This is a genomic window from Pseudomonas sp. SDO5532_S415, from assembly GCF_054071155.1.
Genome location: NZ_JBSVWS010000022.1, coordinates 12,071 through 31,861 on the forward strand (window position 1 = coordinate 12,071; position 19,791 = coordinate 31,861).

26 protein-coding genes and 1 tRNA gene are annotated in these 19,791 nt (G+C 59.0%); 21 read left to right on the forward strand and 6 right to left on the reverse strand.

Annotated features, from left to right (window positions below; translation table 11 throughout):
• Nucleotides 1-109: 109 nt before the first annotated feature.
• Nucleotides 110-1,105 carry a DNA-binding protein gene (locus tag ACW9HW_RS08590; RefSeq protein WP_457399439.1) on the forward strand — a complete coding sequence of 332 codons (996 nt, stop codon included), beginning with the start codon at nt 110-112 and terminating at the stop codon, nt 1,103-1,105.
• Nucleotides 1,106-1,340: 235 nt separating this feature from the next.
• On the opposite strand, the gene gorA is transcribed toward ACW9HW_RS08590, so the two are convergent.
• Both gorA and galU read right to left on the reverse strand, forming a co-directional pair.
• On the reverse strand, nt 1,341-2,699 hold the full coding sequence (gene gorA, locus ACW9HW_RS08595; RefSeq protein ID WP_457399440.1) for a glutathione-disulfide reductase: 1,359 nt from the start codon (nt 2,697-2,699) through the stop codon (nt 1,341-1,343).
• Nucleotides 2,700-2,814: 115 nt separating this feature from the next.
• A complete protein-coding gene (galU, locus tag ACW9HW_RS08600) occupies nt 2,815-3,654 on the reverse strand; it encodes a UTP--glucose-1-phosphate uridylyltransferase GalU (RefSeq protein ID WP_095194738.1) in 840 nt (279 codons plus the stop codon).
• 290 nt (nt 3,655-3,944) lie between these two features.
• Between galU and ACW9HW_RS08605 the strand changes: the two genes are divergently transcribed.
• Both ACW9HW_RS08605 and ACW9HW_RS08610 read left to right on the forward strand, forming a co-directional pair.
• Nucleotides 3,945-4,133: a hypothetical protein gene (locus ACW9HW_RS08605; RefSeq protein ID WP_095194737.1), complete on the forward strand. Its 189-nt coding sequence runs from the start codon at nt 3,945-3,947 to the stop codon at nt 4,131-4,133.
• A 127-nt stretch (nt 4,134-4,260) separates the two neighbouring features.
• Nucleotides 4,261-4,542 (forward strand): hypothetical protein, encoded by a 282-nt coding sequence (locus tag ACW9HW_RS08610; RefSeq protein WP_137806317.1) that lies wholly within the window; start codon nt 4,261-4,263, stop codon nt 4,540-4,542.
• Between the two features lie 37 nt (nt 4,543-4,579).
• Here ACW9HW_RS08610 and ACW9HW_RS08615 read toward each other — a convergent pair whose 3' ends face one another.
• Entirely contained in the window at nt 4,580-4,936 is a 357-nt protein-coding gene (locus ACW9HW_RS08615) for a hypothetical protein (protein WP_095194735.1), read from the reverse strand.
• A gap of 213 nt (nt 4,937-5,149) precedes the next feature.
• Between ACW9HW_RS08615 and ACW9HW_RS08620 the strand changes: the two genes are divergently transcribed.
• The 5 genes from ACW9HW_RS08620 (at nt 5,150) to ada (ending at nt 8,298) form a co-directional block, all read left to right on the forward strand.
• Nucleotides 5,150-5,452, forward strand: a complete 303-nt coding sequence (locus ACW9HW_RS08620; RefSeq protein WP_057400164.1) for a DUF1883 domain-containing protein — start codon at nt 5,150-5,152, stop codon at nt 5,450-5,452.
• 48 nt (nt 5,453-5,500) lie between these two features.
• Nucleotides 5,501-5,671, forward strand: coding sequence for a hypothetical protein (locus ACW9HW_RS08625; protein WP_095194899.1), 171 nt, complete (start codon nt 5,501-5,503; stop codon nt 5,669-5,671).
• Nucleotides 5,672-5,767: 96 nt separating this feature from the next.
• Nucleotides 5,768-6,472 carry a 2OG-Fe(II) oxygenase gene (locus tag ACW9HW_RS08630; protein WP_457399443.1) on the forward strand — a complete coding sequence of 235 codons (705 nt, stop codon included), beginning with the start codon at nt 5,768-5,770 and terminating at the stop codon, nt 6,470-6,472.
• A 5-nt stretch (nt 6,473-6,477) separates the two neighbouring features.
• The gene (gene alkB / locus ACW9HW_RS08635; RefSeq protein ID WP_457399472.1) at nt 6,478-7,143 is read left to right on the forward strand and encodes a DNA oxidative demethylase AlkB; all 666 of its coding nucleotides are present in this window, start codon (nt 6,478-6,480) and stop codon (nt 7,141-7,143) included.
• A gap of 87 nt (nt 7,144-7,230) precedes the next feature.
• A complete protein-coding gene (ada, locus tag ACW9HW_RS08640; RefSeq protein WP_457399445.1) occupies nt 7,231-8,298 on the forward strand; it encodes a bifunctional DNA-binding transcriptional regulator/O6-methylguanine-DNA methyltransferase Ada in 1,068 nt (355 codons plus the stop codon).
• Nucleotides 8,299-8,416: 118 nt separating this feature from the next.
• Here the strand turns inward: ada and acuI are convergent, their stop codons facing one another.
• Entirely contained in the window at nt 8,417-9,400 is a 984-nt protein-coding gene (gene acuI, locus ACW9HW_RS08645; RefSeq protein ID WP_095194731.1) for an acrylyl-CoA reductase (NADPH), read from the reverse strand.
• A 194-nt stretch (nt 9,401-9,594) separates the two neighbouring features.
• Between acuI and ACW9HW_RS08650 the strand changes: the two genes are divergently transcribed.
• The 9 genes from ACW9HW_RS08650 (at nt 9,595) to ACW9HW_RS08690 (ending at nt 16,359) form a co-directional block, all read left to right on the forward strand.
• The gene (locus ACW9HW_RS08650; RefSeq protein ID WP_457399448.1) at nt 9,595-10,659 is read left to right on the forward strand and encodes an NAD(P)H-dependent flavin oxidoreductase; all 1,065 of its coding nucleotides are present in this window, start codon (nt 9,595-9,597) and stop codon (nt 10,657-10,659) included.
• A gap of 274 nt (nt 10,660-10,933) precedes the next feature.
• Nucleotides 10,934-11,701, forward strand: a complete 768-nt coding sequence (modA, locus tag ACW9HW_RS08655) for a molybdate ABC transporter substrate-binding protein (RefSeq protein ID WP_457399450.1) — start codon at nt 10,934-10,936, stop codon at nt 11,699-11,701.
• A complete protein-coding gene (gene modB / locus ACW9HW_RS08660) occupies nt 11,702-12,382 on the forward strand; it encodes a molybdate ABC transporter permease subunit (protein ID WP_095194728.1) in 681 nt (226 codons plus the stop codon).
• 3 nt (nt 12,383-12,385) lie between these two features.
• A complete protein-coding gene (gene modC, locus ACW9HW_RS08665) occupies nt 12,386-13,465 on the forward strand; it encodes a molybdenum ABC transporter ATP-binding protein (RefSeq protein ID WP_457399452.1) in 1,080 nt (359 codons plus the stop codon).
• Between the two features lie 93 nt (nt 13,466-13,558).
• Nucleotides 13,559-14,578, forward strand: coding sequence for a DNA topoisomerase IB (locus ACW9HW_RS08670; RefSeq protein ID WP_371917524.1), 1,020 nt, complete (start codon nt 13,559-13,561; stop codon nt 14,576-14,578).
• Nucleotides 14,579-14,650: 72 nt separating this feature from the next.
• A complete protein-coding gene (locus ACW9HW_RS08675) occupies nt 14,651-14,872 on the forward strand; it encodes a hypothetical protein (RefSeq protein ID WP_095194725.1) in 222 nt (73 codons plus the stop codon).
• A 190-nt stretch (nt 14,873-15,062) separates the two neighbouring features.
• Nucleotides 15,063-15,293, forward strand: coding sequence for a hypothetical protein (locus ACW9HW_RS08680; RefSeq protein ID WP_008031039.1), 231 nt, complete (start codon nt 15,063-15,065; stop codon nt 15,291-15,293).
• Nucleotides 15,294-15,502: 209 nt separating this feature from the next.
• Nucleotides 15,503-15,787: a hypothetical protein gene (locus ACW9HW_RS08685; protein ID WP_457399455.1), complete on the forward strand. Its 285-nt coding sequence runs from the start codon at nt 15,503-15,505 to the stop codon at nt 15,785-15,787.
• Nucleotides 15,788-15,933: 146 nt separating this feature from the next.
• A complete protein-coding gene (locus tag ACW9HW_RS08690; protein ID WP_095194723.1) occupies nt 15,934-16,359 on the forward strand; it encodes a hypothetical protein in 426 nt (141 codons plus the stop codon).
• Here ACW9HW_RS08690 and ACW9HW_RS08695 read toward each other — a convergent pair.
• A complete protein-coding gene (locus ACW9HW_RS08695) occupies nt 16,352-17,035 on the reverse strand; it encodes a TetR/AcrR family transcriptional regulator (protein WP_457399456.1) in 684 nt (227 codons plus the stop codon). The two genes, ACW9HW_RS08690 and ACW9HW_RS08695, sit on opposite strands and share 8 nt — an antisense overlap.
• A gap of 178 nt (nt 17,036-17,213) precedes the next feature.
• Between ACW9HW_RS08695 and ACW9HW_RS08700 the strand changes: the two genes are divergently transcribed.
• The 4 genes from ACW9HW_RS08700 (at nt 17,214) to ACW9HW_RS08715 (ending at nt 19,414) form a co-directional block, all read left to right on the forward strand.
• On the forward strand, nt 17,214-18,050 hold the full coding sequence (locus tag ACW9HW_RS08700) for an NmrA family NAD(P)-binding protein (RefSeq protein WP_457399458.1): 837 nt from the start codon (nt 17,214-17,216) through the stop codon (nt 18,048-18,050).
• A 103-nt stretch (nt 18,051-18,153) separates the two neighbouring features.
• Entirely contained in the window at nt 18,154-18,354 is a 201-nt protein-coding gene (locus ACW9HW_RS08705) for a hypothetical protein (RefSeq protein WP_095194721.1), read from the forward strand.
• Between the two features lie 140 nt (nt 18,355-18,494).
• The gene (locus tag ACW9HW_RS08710; RefSeq protein ID WP_457399474.1) at nt 18,495-18,788 is read left to right on the forward strand and encodes a hypothetical protein; all 294 of its coding nucleotides are present in this window, start codon (nt 18,495-18,497) and stop codon (nt 18,786-18,788) included.
• A 182-nt stretch (nt 18,789-18,970) separates the two neighbouring features.
• Nucleotides 18,971-19,414, forward strand: coding sequence for a hypothetical protein (locus tag ACW9HW_RS08715; RefSeq protein ID WP_256590232.1), 444 nt, complete (start codon nt 18,971-18,973; stop codon nt 19,412-19,414).
• Between the two features lie 84 nt (nt 19,415-19,498).
• On the opposite strand, the gene ACW9HW_RS08720 is transcribed toward ACW9HW_RS08715, so the two are convergent.
• Nucleotides 19,499-19,585 (reverse strand) — tRNA-Leu (locus ACW9HW_RS08720).
• Nucleotides 19,586-19,791 lie beyond the last annotated feature (206 nt).

Consider the following 19,791-nt stretch of genomic DNA (forward strand, 5'->3'; position numbering starts at 1 on the left):
ATACCAGTATATCCCGTGTCAATAACATGCTGTATTTAACTTTTATAATACAATGGTACAATGTGTATTTACGTAATACGTACCACATCACGAAATCGTAGGAGCAGTCATGGCCCGTGGCGGTGTAAATAAGGCAGTAGTGCAGGCTGCGCGTTTGGCGATCCTCGCTCGCGGCGAGAACCCCAGCATCGATGCAGTACGGATCGAAATGGGCAATACCGGCTCCAAGACCACGATTCATCGGTATTTGAAAGAATTGGGCGATGGCCCCGAAACGGCGGAAACAGAGCCTTCCGAGCCCATCGACGACGAGTTGCTGGCACTGGTTTCACGACTGGCACAACGCTTGAAGGAGCAGGCGCAAGCGCCGATCGATCAGGCTCGCGAAGCGTTCGAAACGCAACGTAAAGCGCTGGAAACGCAACTGGAAGAAGCCCGGGAAGCCAACACCGAACTGCATCAGCAGTACGAGATTCAGAGCCTGGCACTGACCCAGGAATCCGAGGCACTGCACGAAACCCGCGCCCTGCTGCAGACCGAGCAAACCCGCAATGCCGGGCTGAATCAGGCGTTGGCCGATTTTGAATTACGCTTGCAGGACAAAGACGAGCAGATCCGCTCGCTGGAGGAAAAGCACCTGCATGCGCGCGACGCGCTTGAGCACTACCGCAATGCCGTCAAGGAGCAACGCGAGCAGGAACACAGCCGCCATGAAAGTCAGGTGCAGCAGTTGCAGATGGAGTTGCGTCAGGCCCAGCAAAGCGCGCTGGTCCGACAGGATGAAATCACCCAGCTGCACCGCGACAACGAGCGTTTATTGACGGAAAATCGCGGCACCTTGCGCGAGCTGAGCCTGCTGCAGGAACAACTCAAGCAGAGCAACAACCGTCAGGATCAGTTGCTGGAGCAAACCACCCGTGTCGACGGCGAACGCACCCTCCTCCAGGAACGCTTGCGCGTCGCCCTGCTGGAAAGTCAGTCGCTTAAACAGAATGTCGATGAACAGGCACAGATCAACAAATCACTGGAAATCGAATTGACCAAGGCCCAGGCAGAGCTTGAAGAAAACGCGCGCCGGAACAAACCCGACCCACTGCCGGAATGAACACGCTCACAAAGACGCCTTCACATCCAACACCCCCGCTGGCTGACCCACCGCTTTCGCGAGCAGGCTCGCTCCCACAAGGGACAGTGGCGGAACACAAACATCATGAACCACACAAACTCCCTGTGGGAGCGAGCCGGCTCCGGGCGGCGTTCCGACGAAGAGGCCAGCACAGCCTACACCACTGCCATTGACCCACCGCTTTCGCGAGCAGGCTCGCCCCCACAAGGGATGATTAACCGGCGACCGGCGTACGCATGGTGACGAACTCTTCGGCGGCCGTCGGGTGTACGCCGATGGTTTCGTCGAAGTCGCGCTTGGTGGCGCCTGCCTTCAATGCGATCGCCAGGCCCTGCACGATCTCGCCGGCTTCCGGCCCGACCATGTGGCAACCCAGCACCTTGTCGGTCTTGGCATCCACCACCAGCTTCATCAGCGTGCGCTCCTGGCATTCGGTCAGGGTCAGCTTCATCGGCCGGAAACGGCTTTCGAAGATCACCACCTCATGCCCGGCATCACGCGCTTCTTCTTCGGTCAATCCGACGGTACCGATGTTCGGCAGGCTGAACACCGCCGTCGGGATCATCTTGTAATCCACCGGGCGATACTGCTCGGGCTTGAACAAACGCCGCGCCACCGCCATGCCTTCGGCCAGTGCCACCGGCGTCAGTTGAACGCGGCCGATCACATCGCCCAGGGCCAGGATCGACGGCTCGGCGGTTTGATACTGCTCGTCCACTTCGACGAAACCTTTCTTGTCGAGTTTGACCCTGGTGTTTTCCAGCCCGAGATTGTCCAGCATCGGACGCCGGCCCGTGGCGTAGAACACACAATCGGCCTCCAGCTGGCGACCGTCCTTGAGCGTCACTTTCAGGCTGCCATCAGCCTGTTTGTCGATACGCTCGATGTCGGCGTTGAATTGCAGGTCCATGCCGCGTTTGGTCAGCTCTTCCTGCAAATGCTTGCGCACCGAACCGTCGAAACCGCGCAGGAACAATTCACCGCGATACAGCAGCGTCGTTTGCGCGCCGAGACCGTGGAAAATCCCGGCGAATTCGACAGCGATGTAACCGCCACCCACCACCAGTACGCGCTTGGGCAGTTCTTTGAGGAAGAACGCCTGGTTGGAACTGATCGCGTGTTCATGCCCCGGAATTTCCGGGATCTGCGGCCAGCCGCCGGTGGCGATCAATATGTTCTTCGCCGTGAAACGCTCGCCGTTGATCTCGACGGTATGCGGGTCGACGATTTTCGCGTGACCTTCATGCAGGGTCACACCGCTGTTGACCAGCAGGTTGCGGTAAATGCCATTCAGGCGATTGATCTCGCGGTCCTTGTTGCCGATCAGCGTCGCCCAGTCGAACTGCGCCTCATCCAGACTCCAGCCAAACCCCGACGCCTGCTCGAAGTCCTCGGCGAAATGCGCGCCATAGACCAGCAACTTTTTCGGCACGCAGCCGACGTTTACACAGGTACCACCCAGGTAGCGACTCTCGGCCACCGCCACTTTCGCGCCGAACCCGGCCGCAAATCGAGCCGCCCGCACACCGCCTGAACCGGCGCCAATCACATAAAGGTCAAAATCGTGGGCCATTTGTCTATCTCCTCGGCAGGTGACCAGCATACCCGTGAGCGCTCGTTGGGCAAGCGCCGCCAATGAAAAAGCCACCCGAAGGTGGCTTTTCAATACAAGCAGGTCGAGCGCGCTATCAATACGCCTTACCGGTCTTGTAGAAGTTCTCGAAGCAGAAGTTGGTCGCGTCGATGTAGCCTTCGGCGCCGCCGCAGTCGAAACGCTTGCCCTTGAACTTGTAGGCCATGACGCAGCCGTTCTGGGCTTGCTTCATCAGGGCGTCGGTGATCTGGATTTCACCGCCCTTGCCTGGCTCGGTCTGTTCGATCAGGTCGAAGATGTCCGGGGTCAGGATGTAGCGACCGATGATGGCCAGGTTCGATGGCGCGTCTTCCGGTTTTGGTTTTTCGACCATGCTATGAACGCGGTAAATATCGTCGCGGATCATTTCACCGGCGATGACACCGTACTTGTTGGTTTCTTGCGGGTCGACTTCCTGGATGGCCACGATCGAGCAGCGGAACTGCTTGTACAGCTTGACCATCTGGGTCAGTACGCCGTCGCCTTCGAGGTTGACGCACAGGTCGTCCGCCAGCACCACGGCGAACGGTTCGTCGCCGATCAGCGGACGGCCGGTCAGGATCGCGTGACCCAGGCCTTTCATTTCGGTCTGGCGGGTGTAGGAGAACGAGCAGTTGTCGAGCAGTTTGCGGATGCCGACCAGGTATTTTTCCTTGTCGGTGCCTTTGATCTGGTTTTCCAGCTCGTAGCTGATGTCGAAATGGTCTTCCAGGGCGCGCTTGCCGCGACCGGTGACGATGGAGATTTCGTTCAAACCAGCGTCCAGTGCTTCTTCGACGCCGTACTGGATCAGTGGCTTGTTTACCACCGGCAGCATTTCCTTGGGCATGGCTTTAGTCGCTGGCAGGAAGCGAGTACCGTAACCGGCTGCTGGGAACAAGCATTTCTTGATCATATAAGTCCTTGAAAGGGCTGTGTGTACGAGTTTCGGCGCAGTCTAATCAGGCGGCGTGCACCTTACAATGCCCCGCGCTGGCTAACCGATGCCATCATAGAGAAATATTCTGGCGGATAGTTCCGCAAGAGGTGGTGTTCGTCCTTCGGCAACCTGTAAGTGATAGCAGAGACCGCCAGAATTGCACGCCCTGTCGACTGACAAACAATCACACCCCCCGCATCCTTCGACCCCCGCCGGGTTATTTGGCGCTATCATGGCGCACTTGAACCAGCCAACGAGGCAGATAGATGTCGGCAGCAAAAAGCGTCAACGGGTACCTGATCAACAAGGCAAAAGACGGCCAGTGGTGGATTGGCAACGCTGGGGGCGAAAATATCGTCGGGCCTTTTCCGACCGAAGCCATGGCGATCGAAGTGGCGTCGGTGCTGGAGCTGGAACACCCGGAACCTAAACGACGCGGTAAAGACAAGAACTGACATGCCCACAGCCCTGCCATTGCGCAGGGCTTTTTTGTGACTGCTGAAGAAAAGTGGCCTTTCGCTATAATTTTTTGCCCGCGGCGCTGTCACAGGCTTTGCCCATCACTATGACGATGACAACGACATGACCCGATTTTTGCCACTGATTGCGGTATTGGCCCTGAGTGGCTGCGCGACGTCCGAAACCACCTACCTCAACAACGGCGAACAAGGCCTGGCCATTGATTGCTCCGGGGAAGCCAATTCCTGGGCGGCCTGCTATGAAAAGGCCGATGCCTCCTGTGCCGGTACCGGTTACCGCATCGTGGGCACCGACGGCACGCCGGCCCCTGAGGAAAGCGACAAGACCCTGGGAGTCGACGTCGGCAACTACAAGAACCGTAGCGTGGTGGTGGTCTGCAAGTAAGGCGCCCTGCCCCTACCCATTGAATAGGGCTGGTTTCTCAGCCGGAAATGCACGCGGTCGCGGCATTGCGTACATCAAAGGGGCGCAGCGGTACGTTGGAGATACGTTCATGGAGCTTGATCCCGCTGCCGCCGGAGCGCTCTTCGATATCGAATACGGCGGCCGGCCCCGATGACAGTTTCTGCGGCACGATTACCCGAACCCCGTCTTTTTGTGGCTCGATCTGCAGCGCGCCGCGGCTACCGGCGAGTTTTTCGCTCAGGCATTGCGCGTATTCATGGGGTTTCTTGCCGGAAATCACGTTCATGGTGGGCAGGGTCTCGTTGATGTCCGAGACACTTGCGCAACCACCTGTCGCCAACGCCATTGGCAAAACCCACACACCCCACTTCATACGAAAGCTCCCGATAAAGACCCTCCGACAGCGCAGAGGCGGTTTTTCTCCGGGCGTTCATGCTTTTATCGCCCAAAGATTGCCGGATAACCGTTTTTAATTGTCAAAGCGGGCTTTTACAGCCAGATAATAACGGCTGCGGGCTGATAAACTGCGCCCATTGCCCACTGCTATCGTTTTGATTTTGTAGAAAAAGCCCTTCTGGAGGCGCCCATGAAATTTATCCACCAGCGCGAGCACCTCAACGAAGACGACATCGTCGTCATTCAATGCTCGCAGATGTGCAACATCCGTTTGATGAACGACGCCAATTTCCGCAGCTTCAAGAATGGCGGCCGTCACACCTACCACGGTGGCGCGTTCGACACCTTCCCGGCCCGCATCACTGCGCCGAGCACCGGTTTCTGGAACATCACCATCGACACGGTCAACCGCCGGGCGATCAGCGTGACCCGCAAACCGACCCTGACCCATTCGATCAAGATCATCCGCCGCTCCAGCTCGAAACTGAGCTGAGTGACGCCCCCCGCTCCTGAACAGAGCGTCAAACAGACAGGTATGACCGTGGCCCAGACAACCAAATACGTCATCAAATACAAGCTCAACGGCGAACGCCGCTTCGAATTCGCCCAACTGGAAAACGGCACCGAGGAAGAAGCCAAGGCGGCACTGGACGCTTTGCACGGCCAGGGCGAAGACGTCATCAGCGAAATCAGTGTGAGCAAAGCGCTGTAATGCCATCCGCATGTTGAAATTTGACCGCAAGCGCCGGAGTGTTCGCAAAGTCAGCGTTTTCTAAACTGGCCCCTCTATATCACGTGAGGCCCGGTAATGAGCGAGAACTACCTGAACAGGCTGGATTGGCCGTTGCTCGAGCAGCAGCTTGATCAGGATGGTTGCGCGGTCATCCCGTCGCTGTTGAGTCACAAGGCGTGTGATGACATCAGCGCCTTGTACGCCCAATCCGAGCCTTTTCGTTCGCAAGTGATCATGGCTCGTCATGGCTTCGGTCGTGGTGAGTACAAATACTTCCGATACCCGTTACCCGACCTCGTGGCCCGGCTGCGCACTTCGCTGTACCCGCGACTGGTGCCGATCGCCAATCGCTGGCATGAACAGATGGGCTTGCCGAACCGGTTCCCTGACACGCATGAAGCCTTTCTCGAACGTTGTCATGCCGCCGGTCAGGAGCGTCCGACACCCTTGTTGCTGCAATACGGGCCGCAGGACTACAACTGCCTGCATCAGGATCTGTACGGCGAACACGTCTTCCCGCTGCAAATAGCGATTCTTCTGTCAGAACCGGGTGAAGATTTCACCGGTGGCGAGTTCGTGCTGACCGAGCAGCGCCCGCGCATGCAGTCGCGCCCGCAGGTCATCGGCCTGAAAAAAGGTGACGGCCTGATCTTTGCGGTCAATCAGCGCCCGGTCAAAGGTGCACGCGGTTACTATCGAGTGACCCTGCGTCATGGCGTCAGTCGCCTGCACAGCGGAAAACGGCATACCCTTGGCATTATCTTCCACGACGCATCATGAACCCCATGAACCCGACCACCTTTGACCTGTTTGCCGACGAAGAGCCCGAGCAGCCACCTGGGCGCGAGCGGATCGGCGAACAATCCTGGGTCTTGAGAGGCTTTGCCCTGCCCTGGCTGGAGCGCTTGTTGCCTGCACTGGAGGCGGTACTGGCGACTGCGCCGTTTCGGCAGATGGTCACGCCGGGCGGTTTCACCATGTCGGTCGCCTTGAGCAGCTGCGGTACATGGGGCTGGACCACCGACCGCAGCGGTTATCGTTATACCCATAACGATCCGGAAACTGGCCGGCCCTGGCCACCCATGCCTGAGGTGTTCCTCCAATTGGCGCAAGCCGCGGCGCGGGAAGCGGGGTTCACGGAGTTTGTGCCGGACTCCTGTCTGATCAACCGCTATATCCCCGGTGCGAAAATGTCACTGCATCAGGACAAGGACGAGAAATCCTACGCGGCGCCTATTGTTTCGGTGTCACTGGGGCTGCCGGCCATGTTCCTGTTCGGTGGCTTTGAACGCGGTGATAAAAGCCAACGGGTGCCGTTGTTGCATGGCGACATCGTAGTCTGGGGCGGTGTCGATCGCTTGCGTTATCACGGCGTCCTGCCGATCAAGGATGGCCAGCACCCGCATTTGGGTCAGCAGCGAATCAACTTCACTTTTCGCACCGCTGGATGAAGCATTGGAGTTTGACCGCAAGCGCCGGAGTGTGGGCGTGTTGGCGAGTGGTTAATCTGCGGCAAACGGGTCAAAGGATGTAAAGCCATGACATGCCAATCGACAAAAATCAGCACCGAAAACGATCCACGCTGGGCCGCTGTTGTCGCCCGCGATCCGCAGGCGGACGGGCAGTTTGTCTACGCAGTGAAAACCACCGGGATCTACTGCAATCCCAGCAGTCTGGCACGCTTGCCCAAGCCGCAGAATGTCGAATTCTTCGATACCGCCGAACAGGCGCAGGCGGCGGGTTATCGTCCGAGCAAGCGTGCGGCTAAGGACCAGAGCGAGATGGCCGCCCGGCATGCGGCCACTGTGGCCGCCGCCTGCCGTCAGATCGAAATCGCCGAAGAGCTTCCTGCACTGAACGCGCTGGCGGAGGCCGCGGGCCTGAGCAGCTTTCACTTCCATCGGGTGTTCAAGGCCGTCACCGGCCTGACGCCCAAGGGTTACGCCGCGGCCCATCGCTCACGCCGGGTACGGGAGCGGCTGGCGGATGGCAGTTCGGTCACTGACGCCTTGTACGATGCCGGCTTCAATTCCAACGGGCGTTTCTATGAGGCGGCGGATCAGGTGCTGGGCATGAAACCCGCCGATTACCGCGCCGCCGGCCAGAACAACGACATTCGTTTTGCCGTCGGCCAGTGCTCCCTCGGGGCGATTCTGGTGGCGCAAAGTGAGCGCGGGGTGTGCGCGATCCTGCTGGGAGATGATCCGCAGCAACTGGTCTGCGATCTGCAGGACAAGTTTCGCCGGGCCAATCTGATCGGTGCCGATCAGGCCTTCGAACAGTTGATCGCCAGGGTCGTGGGTTTTATCGAAGCGCCGGCCCTGGGCCTGGACTTGCCGCTGGATGTGCGCGGCACGGCGTTTCAGGAGCGGGTCTGGCAAGCCTTGCGGGAGATTCCTGCCGGTAGCACTGCGAGTTACGCCGATATCGCTCAACGCATTGGCTCGCCGAAAGCGGTTCGCGCCGTAGCACAAGCCTGCGGCGCGAACAGCCTGGCGGTGGCGATCCCCTGCCACCGCGTGGTGCGCAGCGATGGCAATCTATCGGGATATCGCTGGGGTGTGGAGCGTAAACGGCAGTTGCTCGACCGAGAAAGCAACACCTAACCCTTGTAGGAGCGAGCATGCTCGCGATGGACGTCAACGATTACGTTGGTTATTTGGATAAACGCGGTGTCTTTGCGTTTTTCGCGAGCAAGCTCGCTCCTACAGGGGGTGTGCCCAATCAGCGATTCACATCCACCACAACCCGCCCACGCAATTGCCCGGCGAGCAAGCGTGGCGCCGCATCAATGGCTTCACTCAAGCCGATTTCGTGGCTGATCAACGGCAGCAGATCGAAGTCCAGATCCTGCGCCAGGCGACGCCACGCCTCTATGCGCTTGGCTTTGGGCTGCGTCACGCTGTTGATGCCGGCGAGGGTCACGCCACGCAAAATGAACGGTGCGACCGAAGCCGGGAAATCCATGCCCTGAGCCAGGCCGCACGCGGCGACGGTGCCGTTGGCCTTGGTGCTGGCACAGGCGTTGGCCAGGGTGTGGCTGCCGACCGAGTCGATGACCGCCGCCCAGCGTTCCTTGGCCAGTGGCTTGCCAGGTTCGGACAGTGTGGCGCGGTCAATGATTTCGCTGGCGCCCAATTGCTTGAGGTAGTCGTGTTCCGAGGTACGCCCCGTTGACGCGACCACCCTGTAACCGAGTTTGTTTAACAATGCGATGGCGAAACTGCCCACGCCGCCATTGGCGCCAGTGACCAGCACTTCGCCTTGCCCGGGCGTCACACCGTTATGTTCCAGCGCGAGGATGCACAGCATCGCCGTGTAACCGGCGGTCCCGATGGCCATGGCTTGCGCAGCGCTAAATGCCGTGGGCAGCGGAATCAGCCAATCGCCATTCAGGCGCGCTTTCTGCGCCAGACCGCCCCAATGCCCTTCGCCGACACCCCAGCCATTGAGCAGGACCTGGTCGCCGACCTTGTAGTCCGGATGCCCGGTGACTTCGACAGTCCCCGCCAGATCGATTCCCGGCACCATCGGGAATTTGCGCACCACCGGGCTGCTGCCGGTGATCGCCAGGCCATCCTTGAAATTCAACGTGCTGTACGCCACACGCACCGTCACGTCGCCTTCGGGCAGTTGATCGTCGTTGATCTGTTGCAGGGTGGCTCGGTAACCGCTGTCGTCTTTGTCGATCAAAATGCCTTGGAACATGACTGCCTCCGGTGGGTTCACCTGTTGTGGTGTGATTTAAATACCACATCGCAAAAAAATGCCGTACTCGACTTTAAGCCAATTCATGAAACGACCGGAGCTATAAACAAAACATGACTGGTCTTGGGTCAGTCATGCTGCTACAAATCCTGATCTACCGTCCCTGCCCGATTCCACCGTCGGAGAATACCCAAATGAGCCAATGGCCAGACACCCGCATTCTTGACCTGCTCGGTATTGAACTGCCGATCATCCAGGGGCCGATGGCCGGCGCCACCAACGCTGCCATGGTCATCGCGGCGAGCAACGCCGGTGGCCTGGGTTCCATGCCGGCAGCGATGCTGAGCATCGAGCAATTGCGCGAAGAGTTGAAGACGATTCGCCAACACACTCAGCGTCCGATCAACGTCAACTTCTTCTGCCATCAACCGCCGCCGGCCGACGAGCAGCGGGCGCAAGACTGGAAGAACCTGTTGGAACCCTATTACCGCGAATTGGGCGTCGACTTCGATGCGCCGACACCGGTGTCCAATCGTGCACCATTCGATGCCGCAGGCTGCGCAGTGATCGAGGAGTTTCGCCCGGAAGTCGTGAGTTTCCACTTCGGTCTGCCGGAAAAATCCCTGCTGGAGCGGGTGAAGGTTACCGGGGCAAAAGTGCTGTCCTCGGCCACCACGGTCGAAGAGGCCATCTGGCTTGAGCAACATGGCTGTGACGCGATCATCGCCATGGGTTACGAAGCGGGCGGGCACCGCGGGATGTTTCTGAGCGATGACCTGAGCAGCCAGGTCGGCACGTTCGCACTGGTGCCCCAGGTCGTCGATGCGGTGAAAGTGCCGGTGATCGCCGCTGGCGGTATTGCCGATGCACGCGGTGTGGCGGCCGCGTTCATGCTCGGCGCTTCGGCGGTGCAAGTCGGGACGGCGTATTTGTTTACCCCGGAAGCCAAGGTCAGTGCGTCGCATCACAAAGCGTTGCGTACAGCGAAAGAAAGTGAGACTGCCGTCACCAACCTGTTCACCGGGCGCCCGGCGCGCGGGATTCTGAATCGGGTGATGCGCGAACTTGGACCGATGAGCGCCAAGGCACCGGCCTTCCCGCTGGCCGGTGGCGCGCTGATGCCGTTGCGGGCCAAGGGTGAAGCCGACTTCAGCAACCTCTGGGCCGGACAGGCGTTCACCCTGGGGGTTGAGTTAACGACTGCGGAACTGACCCGGCAGTTGGCCGAGCAAGGCTTGGCGAAACTACTTCGCCGCTGAACAAGCAAAAAACCCTGGGGATGAGGGATTTTTCTGTGGCGAGGGGATTCATCCCCGTTCGGCTGCGCAGCAGACGCAAACTCGTTTAATACAGCTGAAAAAGCGAGGGCCGCTACGCGCCCCAACGGGGATAAATCCCCTCGCCACAGTTAGACGCTCACATCCAGCTCAAAGCGCTCCGAATACAGCACATTCCGTTCACAGGCATTTCGCTATATATTTAAATACATAGCGATTACCCCCTTGCAACATTCGCCTGTAACGGAGCCGTTTCATGACCCTGCGCGCCTCACGTTTTGCCCCGACTTGCCTGGCAACCCTGCTTGCTTCATTTACCCTCGGCGCCGCCCAGGCCGATGAAGTCCAGGTCGCTGTCGCCGCCAACTTCACTGCGCCGATTCAGGCGATCGCCGCCGACTTCGAAAAAGACACCGGCCACAAACTGGTGACTTCGTTCGGTGCAACCGGTCAGTTCTATACCCAGATCAAGAATGGCGCGCCGTTCGAAGTGTTCCTGTCGGCGGACGACACCACCCCGGACAAACTGGAAAAGGAAGGTGACACCATCAAGGGTTCGCGCTTCACCTACGCCGTTGGCACTCTGGCACTGTGGTCGGCCAAGGAAGGCTATGTCGATGCCAAGGGCAATGTCCTGAGCGACAACCAGTACAGGCATCTGTCCATCGCCAACCCGAAAACCGCGCCTTATGGCTTGGCAGCCACTCAAGTACTGGCCAAACAAGGCCTGACCGACACGGTCAAGGACAAGATCGTTGAAGGCCAGAACATCACCCAGGCCTACCAGTTCGTGTCCACTGGCAACGCCGAGTTGGGCTTCGTGGCCTTGTCGCAGATCTACAAAGACGGCAAAGTCACCGGCGGCTCGGCCTGGATCGTTCCGGCCGACCTGCATGACCCGATCAAACAAGACGCGGTGATTCTCAACAAAGGCAAGGACAATCCGGCCGCCAAGGCGCTGGTTGACTACCTCAAGGGCCCGAAAGCCGCTGCTGTCATCAAATCCTACGGTTACCAACTCTAAATGACGCTGACGAGTGCCGATTTCTCCGCTATCTGGCTGACCCTGAAACTGGCGTCCCTGACGACCGTCATCCTCTTGGTGATCGGCACTCCGCTGGCGTTGTGGCTCTCGCGCACCCAATCCTGGTTGCGCGGTCCGGTCGGGGCGATTGTTGCCCTGCCCCTCGTACTGCCGCCCACGGTGATCGGTTTTTATCTGTTGCTGGCGCTCGGCCCGAACGGGTTCGTCGGCCATTTCACCCAGTCTCTGGGGCTTGGCACCCTCACCTTCAGTTTTGCCGGGTTGGTCATCGGCTCGGTGTTGTACTCGATGCCGTTCGTGGTCCAGCCGCTGCAAAACGCCTTTTCAGCCATTGGCACTCGCCCGCTGGAAGTGGCCGCGACCTTGCGCGCCAATCCCTGGGACACCTTTTTCAGTGTGACTCTGCCCCTGGCCCGCCCCGGCTTCATCACTGCGGCCATCCTGGGTTTTGCCCATACCGTGGGCGAGTTCGGCGTGGTGCTGATGATCGGCGGCAACATTCCCGACAAGACCCGCGTGGTCTCGGTGCAGATCTACGATCACGTCGAGGCGATGGAATACGCCCAGGCCCATTGGCTGGCCGGGGCGATGCTGGTGTTCTCTTTTGCGGTCCTGCTGGCGCTGTACTCCAGCCGCAAAACCAAAGCGGGCTGGAGCTGATCGATGATTCAAATGCGCCTGAAGTTGAGTTACCCGGGGTTCGCCCTGGATGTCGATTTGCAGTTGCCCGGCCGCGGCGTTACGGCCCTTTATGGACATTCCGGTTCGGGCAAGACCACTTGTCTGCGTTGTATTGCAGGCCTGGAACGCGCCGATCGGGGGTTTATCAAGGTCAACGATGAAATCTGGCAGGACAGCGACAAGAAGCTTTTCGTCGCCCCCCACAAACGTGCGCTGGGTTACGTGTTTCAGGAAGCCAGTCTGTTCCCGCATTTGTCGGTACTGGCCAATCTGGAATTCGGCCTCAAACGCATCCCGAAACACCAGCGCCGGGTCGACATGGCCCACGCCACCGAATTGCTCGGGATCGGCCACCTGCTCGATCGCCATCCGCAACACCTCTCGGGTGGTGAACGACAACGCATCGGCATCGCCCGCGCCCTGCTCACCAGCCCGAAACTGTTGTTGATGGATGAACCGCTGGCGGCGCTGGATGCCCGGCGCAAAGGTGAAATCCTGCCTTACCTGCAACGGCTCCACGATGAACTGGACATCCCGGTGCTGTACGTCAGTCATTCCCAGGATGAAGTGGCGCGTCTGGCCGACCATATTGTGTTGCTCAGCGACGGCAAGGCGCTGGCCAGCGGCCCCATCGGCCAGACCCTGGCCCGCCTCGACTTGCCCTTGGCGCTGGGCGATGACGCCGGCGTGGTGATTGAAGGGTGTGTCAGCGCCTATGACGCTCACTACCAGTTGCTCACCCTGCAACTGCCCGATACGGACCTGCACATTCGCGTGGCACACACGCCGATGGCGGCGGGCCAGGCGTTGCGCTGCAAGGTTCAGGCGCGGGACGTGAGCTTGAGCCTGCACAGCGCCGAACACAGCAGCATCCTCAATCGTCTGCCGGTCACGGTGGTCAGTGAACTGGGTGCCGACAACGCCGCCCACGTACTCGTGCGCCTGGAGGCGGCGGGCACGCCACTGTTGGCGCGCATCACGCGCTTTTCCCGCGACCAGCTGAACGTGCATCCGGGCCAGCAGCTCTGGGCGCAGATCAAGGCCGTGGCCGTCCTGGCATAGGCGTAGCAATCCGGGTAAACGCGCGGGCACGTCTGCTGTGGCGTGAGGTCAATGGCTTTAACGCCCCAGGATTCCTTGCCCAGGACTATCGCCATGCCCGATGCGCTACCGCCTGATTTGCATTACGTCGACGATACCCAGCCCGGTATCACCCGCCGGAAACTGCGCGGCAAGTTCTGCTACGTCGATCCGGCTGGCCAGCGCATTACCGACCCGGACGAGATTCAGCGCATCAATTCCCTCGCGGTGCCGCCGGCCTACACCGATGTTTGGATCTGCGCAGACCCTCGGGGCCATCTGCAAGCCACCGGCCGCGATGCGCGCGGTCGCAAGCAGTACCGCTATCACCCGCGCTGGCGCGAAGTGCGCGACACCGACAAGTACTCACGCCTGCGGGATTTCGGCCTGGCCCTGCCGAAACTGCGCAAGCAGCTGGAAGCGTTATTGGCCGCACCGGGCTTCAGTCGCGACAAGGTCATGGCCACCGTCATCACCTTGCTCGATGCCACGTTGATCCGTGTCGGCAATACTCAATACGCACGGGACAATCGCTCCTATGGCCTGACCACCTTGCGCAGTCGTCATGTGGAAATCAACGGCAGCGCGATCCTGTTCCAGTTTCGCGGCAAGAGCGGCGTCGAACATCAAATCACCGTAAAGGATCGGCGCCTGGCGCGGATCATCAAGCGTTGCCAGGACATTCCGGGGCAAAACCTCTTTCAATACCTCGATGAAAACGGCGAGCGGCACACCATCACGTCCAACGACGTCAACAGTTACCTGCAAACCCTGACCGGTGCCGACTTCACCGCCAAGGACTATCGCACCTGGGCCGGTAGTGCCCTGGCGCTGGCGGTGTTGCGCACATTGCAGTGGCAGCCGGAATCGGAGGCGAAACGGCATGTGGTGGAGATGGTAAAAAACGTTGCCAGACAGTTGGGCAATACCCCAGCGGTGTGCCGCAAATGCTATATCCATCCGGCGGTACTCGAGAGCTTTCTGCTGGGCGCCCTGGCCGAATTGCCCCGGCCGAGAACCCGCAAAGGCTTGCGCGCCGAAGAAGTCGGCCTGGCGATGTTGCTGGAGAAACTGGCATCTGAACCGACGAATTGACCCGCCTATTTTTTGCACGATTACAAATGACTTCTATAGTTGATCTGTACACGAATCAGCTGCGGTGAAGCCATGGAAGACATATTCGTCGTCAAGCGTTGCAACAAGATCATCATTCATGGCCGCCGGGCAGGAGAAACCGGTCACCCACCCCCCGATGCCGCTGTCTGGTACCGCATAAACGATACCCGCACCCAAGGTTTCATCGGTGACGGCTACGATCTTGAAGAAGACGCCCAACGCGTCTGCCGCCAGCTGAATGCCAGATCACAAGTCACGGCCCGACAAGGCTGAGGAGCCTTGGCGTGCCTATTACGGGTCTATAATGAAGAGGGCTGAAGTGTGTAGGAGCGAACCTGCTCGTGATGGACTGAAGAGTGCCGCGTTCAGTCAATCGACACACGTCATCGTTAACGACCATCGCGAGCATGCTCGCTCCTACATTGGCAGGCCCTGCCAGGTGTCTTCAACGGAGGTGTTTCCCATGTCCGAAAAAGAGTCCATCACCACCCTGCTTACCCTGCTTGATTCCCGTCAGGTTCGCTTGGCTGCGGCATGCAAGGAAATCGCCGATTGGGTCGATCATCAAGGCGGACACCCGACTGCCCTGAGAATTCGTGATCGCCTGAACGACATCGAAAAGGATACACCGCTGATCCGCAACACCTTGTCGTCGCTCAAACCTGTCGAGCCACCGCTGCCACGGTTCAGATGAGTCGATCCGGACAGTCGATGCCAAGATACGGGCTGACAATGCAGGCATGATCGGCGACATTCTCGTCACCGCATGTATGCCTGCCCGATGATTTCGTGCTTCACCCCGAACCCAGCCAGGCGCTGGGATTTTTTTTGTGCCCAAGGCAGGCAACGAACGTCACCACGCGCGCGGGGTCCAACGATCACACGTCACGAGGAGACGTCCCGATGGTTACTCACTTCAAAGTCAGCGGGCATCTGGCCTGCGGCCACAAAGGCAACAAGCTTATCTCGACCCGTGAACTCAACCGGGTCAAATGCAGAAGCTGCCGAAATACCGAAGTGTACAAAGAGGCGCGCAAAGCCCAACGCAACGCCGCCCGACGCGCAGCGCGCAAAACCAAAGTCACCCAGACCGTTACCGACTGGCGCCAGAGCTGGACCGAGCGCCTGACCGCCCTGCCCGGGCTGCAAAGGCTGCCCCGTGGCTTTACCGGCCAACCTTTCGTATGACCGACAACTTCGGCGGTCGAGTCGATTCGACCCGACCGCCCGAGGCGTGCGAACCGGAAAATGGATTGAACGAGAACGCTGATTGCTTTGCCCAACCTTTAGGTCCGCGCACACATGCGCAGGACACCATTGGCGAGTAAATCGGTATGAACAGTAGACTTCTGCTTCTGATCGGCAGCCTGTGCCCCAGCCTGGCCATGGCACAGGGCTGCGATGTCATCACCCGCTCCCAGAGTCCTTCCGTCCCGGTGATCGAGTCCCACACCTGCTATGAATACGAAAACATGCCGGTCGATGCCATCGATTGGTCATGCAGCAACGAGAGCAAGGAAATGCTCACCAGCACCAAGAAAAAAGTCGCTCGGTGCGGCGATCAGTACAAGGCCACGTGCCTGGGCAGATTGACCCCGGAGTCGCTGGCCAATCCCCAGTCCACCAGCAAGGACAAGGACAGCAAATCGCTGAATATTCCCGCGAATGCCCAAGTCGCTACGTATTACTACAACGCGGAAAACCTGGCGCAATCGAAGATCGATTGTGAAACCGGTGGTGGCAGCTGGAAAGTCAAATAGCCGGATCGGGCTTTTCAGACGTTGTATTCATGCAAGCTGGTTGCAGAATCTCGCGCAATGTCATGCGCTTGAAGGCCTCGACCAATCCCCGTCCTTCCTCAGGCGCGCAGGAGATCGCCAGGCGCATGGTCGCCTCACCCAGATGCCAGATCAGAAACGCCGACTCCCGGACCTGCCGAGGATCGCTGTGCGGATAGACCCGCAGCATCGCCTCGGCCAATAAACCACCGGCAACGCGACTCTCCTCCAGTTCCAGCGCCAACAGCTGTTTGTCGGCCTGCATGCCTGACCAGATGTCACGCATCGCCGGGGTTGCCAACACGATCTCGCAATACTGATCGAGCAAATCCGAATAGGCCGCTTGCAACCCCGGGACATCCTTGACTGCCCCCAACGCGTCCTCGATACAGCGACGGCTTTCGGCGTTGTAGCGTTCGGCCAACGTGCGAATGACCGAGCTTTTGTCGGGAAAATACTGATAAAGGGAGCCGATGGAAATCTCGGAACGCTCGGCAATCTCGCTCATCTTGAGCTGATCGCTGCCCTTGTCTGCGATCAATTGCGTAGCCACGGCGAGAATGCGCTCCTGGCGTTCGCGGCTGCGTTGCTGCGTGGGATTGCGCCGAATCGGCTCTGAAAGAGGCTGTTCAAGCACCTCGCTGGTCTTTTTGCCCACGGTCGCCTTCCCGTTCAATAAACATGACATTGACTCACCTTAGCATCGCACACCGGTGCGCCCAATAGGCGATGGCCGTACGTCGGGCTTTACCTTCCAGTGATTGACGCCAAAACATGAGGGTCTATCATCTTTTTAAACATGAGCATCACTCATATTGTCAAGGGAGATGAACGCGATGAACAACCATCAGCAAACCATTCTGATTCTCGGCGCCACCGGCAAGACTGGACGGCGCATTGCCCAGCGGCTCGAAGCGGCCGGACAGCCCGTGCGACTGGGCTCCCGTGGCGCCACCCCGCCTTTTGACTGGGAAAACCGTTCGACTTGGGCGGCTGCCCTGGAGGGCGTTCAAGCCGCGTACATCTCCTTTCAACCGGACCTCGCGGTGCCCGGTGCCCTTGAGACGGTCCAGGCGTTCACGGCCCAGGCGGTAAATAGTGGTGTCGGCAAACTGGTGTTGTTGTCGGGTCGCGGTGAGCTCGAAGCGGAACAGGCCGAACGCGTGGTGCAAAACAGTGGCGTCGACTGGACCATCCTGCGTGCCAGCTGGTTCTGCCAGAACTTCAGCGAAGCGCACTTTCTTGAACCGATCCTGCAAGGCGAACTGGCCTTGCCCGTCGGTGACATCGCTGAGCCCTTTGTCGACGTCGAAGACATCGCCGAGATCGCGGTCGCCGCGTTGACCCAGCCCGGGCATTGCGGCCAGCTCTACGAGCTGACCGGACCAAGGGCACTGACCTTCGCCGACGCCGTCGCCGAGATCGCCCGGGCGACAGATCGCGATATCGGTTTCGTCGCAGTGCCGCCGGACGCCTATCGCCAGGCACTGGAGCAGGAACAGTTGCCGGCTGAGTTGGTGGACCTGGTGTTGTATCTGTTCACCACAGTACTCGACGGCCGCAACACGCCCGTTACCGATGGTGTGCAACGAGCACTGGGACGGCCGGCGCGAGACTTTTCCGATTATGTCCGACGCACCGCTGAGACGGGGATCTGGAACCATCAGGGTTGAGTACCGACGTACTGCATTGGCGACAATCGGCTTCCTCGACTAGGGTCACCTTCGTGTCGAACTGCGATGCCTTTATTGGCAGGAGCCTGATAAGGAGGAAACAATGTCATCCATTCGTAGTGCGGAACAAACCTATCGCCAGTGGTCCAGCCCGATCCTGCTCGAACTCAAGGAGCGAGAACATCAACTGGCCCCGTCAGACCGCGAGGCGCTGCAAAATATTCTGCTGGAAAGGAGGCTGATTAATAGCGGCAATCCTAACGGCAGCGATCGACGCAAGACAGAACCTGGCACTGGCGGTTGAGCCGGACGTAGTAGATAGCACATATGCCAAAAGCCCGGCTAAACACCGGGCTTCCTGTTTTCCGCTCGTCAGGCGCTCAGCACCTTTCCCCTCACCGCTCTTCCAACGCTGTACACCCCTTTGTTCGGAAGACTCAAATGATGAACAGAAAAATGGCTGCGCTCACGTTGGCGGGTCTGATGTCGAGCTGCTCGTTTTTTACACTGGCTGGCGAGACGACAAAACAGGGATCCGCTGTTCCCCCTGCTGCGATTCCCGGACTCAACCAGGCTCAGGGCGCTGAGTCCAACGAGGAAAAGGCCGATAAAATTGGCGAGGAAGCGGCAGGCTCGAATTCCGGTGCCGATTCGCAAGCCCTGGAAAAAGAAGCGGAGTCCTCGAGTCACTCGAAGGACGACGGGGACAACCAGGGAAGTAGCGACTCGGAAGGCTGAGTACTCTCACCGCTCAACCCGCTCTATAATGCTCCCTGACTTCTGCACTCCTGTAGTCGGGAGTTTTTCCTTGGCTGCGATTTACTGAGCAACCTTCGCTGCACATCCTGGGCTAGTCTTCCTCTCTTGAGTGAAAACGTACGACCACTCCTTATTCCATTGCCTTTTGAGGGTTCGTAAACGTGAAAGGCAAATTGATTGGCACTACTGTCGTCGTGACCCTACTGGCTGCCGTGACTTACGGGTTGAGCACGTGGGAGTCCAACAAGAACCGTCGACAGGAAGCACTGTGCAAAGTTGCGCAAGAGCATCTCAAGACCGTGCAGATCCAGGCACGCGCCATGGCAACCGGTTTGTCCGTCGAAGGCTATGCCGAAGCGGAAAAAGCCGAGGTGGGCAAACTCATCACCGCGCTGGATACCGCCAACACCAAAGAGGAAGTGGAAGCTGTCATCACGGAGCACTCCGCCACCGTCCAGGCGCAGGTTGCCGCAACGGATGCGGAAGTGAAATCCCGGGGCGACCAACCCTTTCTTGGACAACAGCTCAAGGAGCAGCGGATAACGACTGACGTGAAGCTGGAAATCCAGCGCGCCGAGAAGGCGGTCAGTACGGCGTGTGAATGAGGTGTGGGGCTGCATCTGAAAATTGCGGCCCGGAAACAAACAAGGGTTTGCATTAGCTTTCGCTCGCAAACCCTTGATTTTAGATGGTGCCCGAAGCCGGAATCGAACCGGCACGCCCTTACGAGCGGGGGATTTTAAGTCCCATGCGTCTACCAGTTTCGCCATTCGGGCGGTAGCGCGGTGAATCAGAGGGGGGGAATATATACATCCCGTCCCGGTGAAGCAAGGTCGGGAGTGCGATTTTCAAGACTAAATCTTGCTGATTCCGAAAATAAAAAACTTCGCAAATCATGGACCTACGAAGTTTTCTTGCAGTGATCGACAAAGTCGGTACCAAACCGCTGCCGGGAGGTTCTGCAATCCATCGAGAAATCCCG